The sequence below is a fragment of the Vibrio sp. V10_P2A27P122 genome (genome assembly GCF_963874335.1).
Taxonomy (GTDB): Bacteria; Pseudomonadota; Gammaproteobacteria; order Enterobacterales; family Vibrionaceae; genus Vibrio; species Vibrio anguillarum.
This window is the reverse complement of sequence record NZ_CAWNHY010000098.1, coordinates 1-5,885: the sequence shown is the minus strand read 5'-3', so window position 1 is coordinate 5,885 and position 5,885 is coordinate 1. Positions and strand designations below refer to the sequence as shown.

Annotated in this window: 3 protein-coding genes; 1 reads left to right on the top strand and 2 read right to left on the bottom strand. The window is 44.7% G+C overall.

Annotated features, from left to right (window positions below):
- Positions 1 to 140: 140 nt before the first annotated feature.
- Positions 141 to 590, bottom strand: coding sequence for a GNAT family N-acetyltransferase (locus AACQ17_RS05160; protein ID WP_047688721.1), 450 nt, complete (start codon positions 588 to 590; stop codon positions 141 to 143).
- A gap of 39 nt (positions 591 to 629) precedes the next feature.
- On the bottom strand, positions 630 to 1,724 hold the full coding sequence (locus AACQ17_RS05155; RefSeq protein ID WP_013868403.1) for a response regulator: 1,095 nt from the start codon (positions 1,722 to 1,724) through the stop codon (positions 630 to 632).
- Positions 1,725 to 1,847: 123 nt separating this feature from the next.
- On the opposite strand from AACQ17_RS05155, the gene AACQ17_RS05150 reads away from it, so the two are divergent.
- Positions 1,848 to 5,816, top strand: coding sequence for a response regulator (locus AACQ17_RS05150; protein WP_094147458.1), 3,969 nt, complete (start codon positions 1,848 to 1,850; stop codon positions 5,814 to 5,816).
- Positions 5,817 to 5,885: the final 69 nt, after the last annotated feature.

Below are 5,885 nucleotides of genomic sequence, written 5' to 3'. Positions count from 1 at the left end.
GTAATGAATATGAATAAACAAATGTAACCATTTTGTTGTGCTACAGGTGGGCTGGCGTTAATGATGAAGCTTATTTTCTCGCCGCGTAGGCTGTTTGCCGATCGCTAACCTTAATTCAAGATAGCACAAAGGGTACTGAGCTATTGGCCTTTGGGCGTTGGAATGAAATGCATATGAGAAAACTCATCGTCCATTTGGTAGTGCGTAAACCCAAATCGCTGATACAAAGCACCGACGGGGCTACCTTGCAAATAACAGAGCTTACATGGGTATTGAGTCAGATTGGCTTGGTTGACGACCAGTTGTAACACTTGGCTACCCACCCCTCTATTTTGAAAATCTGGCAGAATAAAAAAGCGTGAGAAGTAGAGCGTTTCATGCTTGCTCTGCAGTAAATAAGTGCCAATCGGTTGGCCATCAGCGCAGATGATCGTTGGTAGACCAGAATGCCATTCTTGGCGATGCAGCACTTGCTGCAACTCTTCATCCCAGCCAAATATCGCCGTAATAGCATCCATTTCTGCGACTTTTTTTAGATCAAAAGCAAATTGATAATCGCTGTCACTTGCGGGGCGAAAGGTTACCTTCATACGTTTATCTTTTTGTTTAATACGTTGCTTACCAAGATATCAATCGTCGGCGTATTCATGGGCAATCGAAATAAAGCGTTCTTCTATTGCCAAGAAGGCATCAATGACTTCAGGGTCAAAATGGCTTCCTCTTCCGTCCAAAATAATCCCTTTCGCATCGGCGTGAGGCATCGGCTCCTTATAGATGCGTCGGCAAATCAGAGCGTCATAAACATCAGCGACAGCCATTAACCGTGCGCTGAGTGGTATAGCATCACCTTGTAAACCGTTAGGATAGCCAGAGCCATCCCATTTTTCATGGTGCCCATGGGCGATCTCTTTCGCCATATCGATAAGGTCATTTTTCGCGCCTGACATCTTTTCCGCTTTTTCTAGCGCACGTAGCCCTAAGCTGGCATGGCCTTTCATGATCTCAAACTCATCACTGTCCAGTTTTCCTGGTTTTAATAGTATGTTGTCGGCGATGCCCACTTTACCAATATCGTGTAAAGGGGCGGCTTTAAAGTAGGTATTAATAACATTCGGCGTTAGCTTTTGTTGATATTTTGGCAGCTTAGCCAGTTGCTCGGCTAACGCTTTGACGTAATGTTGTGTTCGCAGGATATGGTTACCAGTATCTGGGTCTCTGGTTTCAGCGAGACTGGCGAGAGCATACACGACCGCGTCTTGCATTTTATCCAATTCATTTGAACGTTTGATCACCTCTTTTTCCAAGTAGCCATTTTGGTTCTTCAGTATGTCTTTTGAAATTTTGTTTTGCAGGTGAGTATCTACTCTGGCTCTTAGCAACGGTACGCTTACGGGTTTGTATACATAGTCAACCGCACCTAACTCAAACCCCAGTTTTTGATCTTCAGGGTTATCTTTTGCGGTCAGAAAAATCACAGGGATGTCTTGGGTGTTAGGGTTTGCCATGATCTTTTGTATGACTTCAAAACCTGACATTTCCGGCATCACAATATCGAGTAACACTAGGTCAATAGAAAACTTGTCTAAGATACTGAGCGCCATCGGGCCTGATTTAGCGGCCTTGACATGATATCGGTTAGCCAACCCCTGTGACATAAATGCAAGGTTATCTGGCGAATCATCGACGATTAACACGGTACAATTGTCCAAGTTTTCGATGGGCATGAGTCTTTCCTAATAAAAAATAGCAATTGAGCGGCGAAGGTTGGGTTTAAGTCTAAACTTATCAATAACTATAGCTAATCTCAGCGTTAGTAGAGTGAGAAAATTATTAAGAAGGCGCTTCACATGCGATCCATCCGAACTTTATTCACCGTCTTATTTATTGCTATGGGATTATGTTCCATTGCGATGTTTAGTATCACCGACAAAGTAGCCGCTCTGAGAACTGAGAGCCGACAACTGAACGACGAACTTTACCGTTTCTATCGTCTGTCACAAGAGTTGAAGCAGAGCTCAGATCACTTAACCAAATTTGCCCGAGCCTACGCTTCGACTGGCGATGAAAAGTGGCTCAACCTTTTTAATTATGTGCTGAGCGTCAGAAATGGTTCTGTGCCGTTACCGAAAGGGAATGAGTACGAATTTTGGGATGTCGTTGCACAAAACAAACTACTTGCCCGCTCACTGGGTGGCGCACCAGACAACCCTTCGTTACTCGATAGAATGCGTCTTTCGGGCATTGAATCGGTGGAGTTTTTGGAGCTCAAAAATGCGCTTATGTTGTCTGATTCACTGGTGTCACTCGAAAGAGAAGCCTTCATGGCCATCAAAGGATGGAAAAAGAATAGCCAAGGCGAATTTGTCGACACAGGTGAGCCGGATCTGGAATTGGCTCGGGCTATTCTCTATGGTGACCAATACTTCGCGGAAAAGGCGAAAATTATGCAGGCGATTGGTTCTGCGCATCAATCGATCATGCAACGCATGGAGCAAAACATCCAACGTGCCGATAGCGAAGCGCTGCGTTATGAATGGATAAGCTTGGCGTTAGTATTAACCTTACTCAGCGTGATCATCGCCTCCTTTGTTCTGCTGTGGCGTCTTTACATCAATCCGTTAAGTCAGCTACTCAAAACGGTTGTGACTCAAGTCAAACGGGAAGATTACGCGTTTACCATCACTCAAACCGCCTATGCAGAGCTGCAACATTTTATCGACAGTTTGAATGTGGTGTTTCATCATATCGCTGAGCAGCTTAGCCAAAATACTTTACTTAAAGATTTCAATATCATCCTGCGCAAAAACGATTCTACGGACCGTTTGTGTAATGAAGTTACGCAATTCTTACTGCATCAATTTCCTTTGGAAATGGTTGGCATGTACATCTATCAAGAGGGCGTATTAAAACGAGTGGCTGGAGTGGGTTATGGTGAGCATTCGGCCAGAGAATACACCGATCCATCCTCGACGCAGCTTAGCGTGTTGCTCAGCGGTCAGCCCTATGCGATGAAAGCACTCGATGGCAACTGTCACATTGAATTTAACGGTGGCAAGTTAGTTATTAACGAAGTGTATTATTTGCCGCTGCACGTCAATCAGCATCCTGTCGCTTTACTAGAGCTGGGTACTATCGGGTCGTTGTCGAGTTTGCAATTCCAGTGGTTATCGCAAATGTTGGATGACTTATCGGTCAGTATTCAATTGAGCCAAAACATTGAAATTCAACGCCGATCCGAGCAGAAAGTACTCGAACAATCTCAACTGAATCAAGAGATCCTCGACGCGACGCCGAACCCCATGTATTGCTTGTCGGCCTCGGGTACGTATCTCACCATTAACGCTAAGTTTATGGATTTAGTTGGCCTGTCGGCTGAGCAAATTATCGGTAAATCGCCGCAAGATATCTTTCAAAATGAAACGGCGACCATTTTTGCCCAAGTACATAAAAGGCTTGGAGAGGAGCAGTCTTCACAAGATTACGAATTGTCTCTCTATGACGCTTCGCACCACAAAAGAGAGATGTTGGTATACGAAGCTTCTTTCCAAAATAATCGCGGTGAAGTCTCTGGAATTGTCGGAATTTTGCTTGATTTAACCGATCGCAAGCAGATGGAAGAGCAATTAAGAGAAGCTAAAGAGACCGCGGATGCCATGAGCCAAGCCAAAGGCGATTTCCTCGCGAACATGAGCCACGAGATCCGTACACCAATGAATGCCATTTTAGGTATGGCCCATCTAGCGCTCAATACCGAGCTCAATCCTACGCAACAAAAATACATTTCACGGATTAATGAATCGGCGAAAAACTTGCTTGGCATCATTAACGACATTTTGGATTTTTCCAAAATAGAGGCGGGCAAGCTGAATGTTGAGCACATTGATTTTAGCCTTGATGAGGTATTGGATAACCTCACCACCTTGATTTCGCTAAAAGCCCAAGAGAAAAACATCGAGTTTTTATTAGATATCGACCCACATATTCCTGTGGGCTTGGTGGGCGACCCGCTGCGTTTGGGGCAAGTTCTCGTTAACTTATGTGGCAATGCGGTGAAATTTACCGAACAAGGGGAGATCATCGTTTCGGCGCGAGTCGTGGGGCAAAACGACGCCAACGTGACCTTGAAGTTTACCGTTTCTGATACAGGTATTGGCATTGCTGAATCTAACGTAACCACTCTATTCTCTGCATTTTCTCAAGCTGATAATAGCATTACTCGCCAATATGGAGGCACGGGCTTGGGGCTTAGTATCAGTAAACAGTTAGTCGGATTGATGGGTGGCGACATTCAAGTTCGCAGTGAAGAAGGGTCAGGATCCACCTTTGAATTCACGGTTGAGTGTGGCCTGCAAGAAGCCAAAATGCGCGATATCGCTAAGCCACTCAGCGCTCTAGCAGGCAAACGTGCGTTGGTAGTCGATGATAATGACTCGGCGCGCAATATTTTAATGACGTTGCTCAATGCGATGCATTTTGAAGCGAAGTCAGTCAGTAACGGTTTTGAGGCGCTCGATGAAATCCGCAATACGCATTTTGATATGCTGTTTATTGATTGGAATATGCCGGGTATGAATGGCATAGAGTTGCTGCAGAGAATGAAACCATTGGGTGTTTTTGATAACACCAAACGATTCCTCGTCACGGCTTACGGCCGAGAAATCTCCTTGGTGGGAGAAAACAGTAAATTAGTCGATGCCTTGATTGTGAAACCTGTGAACCCATCAAATCTCCTTGATGCCATTATGGACAGCTACGGCATCGAGCAATTAAGGCAGAGCCATGAGTATCTTGATCATGATACAAGGCCAACATTTATTGGGCAAAAAGTGCTTTTGGTAGAAGATAACGAAGTGAACCAGGAGGTGGCTTTCGGCCTGTTAGAAAGTACTCAATTGAGCATTGTTCTTGCTAATAATGGACAAGAAGCTTTGACGAAATTGCAGCAAGAAGCTTTTGATTTAGTGCTGATGGATATGCAGATGCCCATTATGGATGGTATCAGTGCGACGAAAGAGATCCGCCAACATGAGGAGTGGAAAACGCTACCGATTGTTGCAATGACCGCCAATGCGATGTCTTCAGATGTCGAGCACTGTTTAAATGCAGGTATGAATGATCATGTGGCGAAGCCAATTGATGTACAGCGCTTGTACCACGTGCTACGCAAATATTTAAAGGCGGATGAAACCACGCCAGTACCCTCTACGGTATTACCGAATCAAGTGAAACCGAGCACTGGCTACCCAGAATTGACGGGTATTGATGTGGAGCAAGCGATTTTCCGAATTGGTGGCAATGCGCAGCGATACTTTGAAATATTGGATCACTTCCTTGCCAGCCAGCAGCAAGAAATAGCCGCATTCCCTAAATTGATTGATAAGGGGCTGTGGGAAGAGGCAGAGCGAGTGATGCACACCCTAAAAGGTTCAGCGGCTAATCTAGGGATTGAGCCTATTGCGCAGCTAGCCAACGAGATGGAAGGGGTTGTGCAGCGACATACGAAACCCGCCATTCAAGATCTCAACACGGTATCAAAGTTGATGTCTACTTTGTTGGATGAGCTAAGAGATTGGGAGCAGACACAATTACATCCGCAGCAAGAGCACCGTGATATTGCGTTGCTCTACCAACAATTAGTGCAATGTGTTGAAAACTACGATGCTGATGCGATTCATATGATCCACCAAATTAAACAATGCAATTTATGGTCTGACGAGCAAAAGAAAAGTTTGATGCATGCGATTGAAGATTTTGATTTTGAAGCGGCTAAAGAGGTATTGGCTCAGTTGCCAGTACCGACTGAAAAAATAAGTTGAAGTATGATGGTGCTTAAAATTGATGCAATAATTGTGGCGTAAAATTCGACATTTTGGCCATTCTCATCC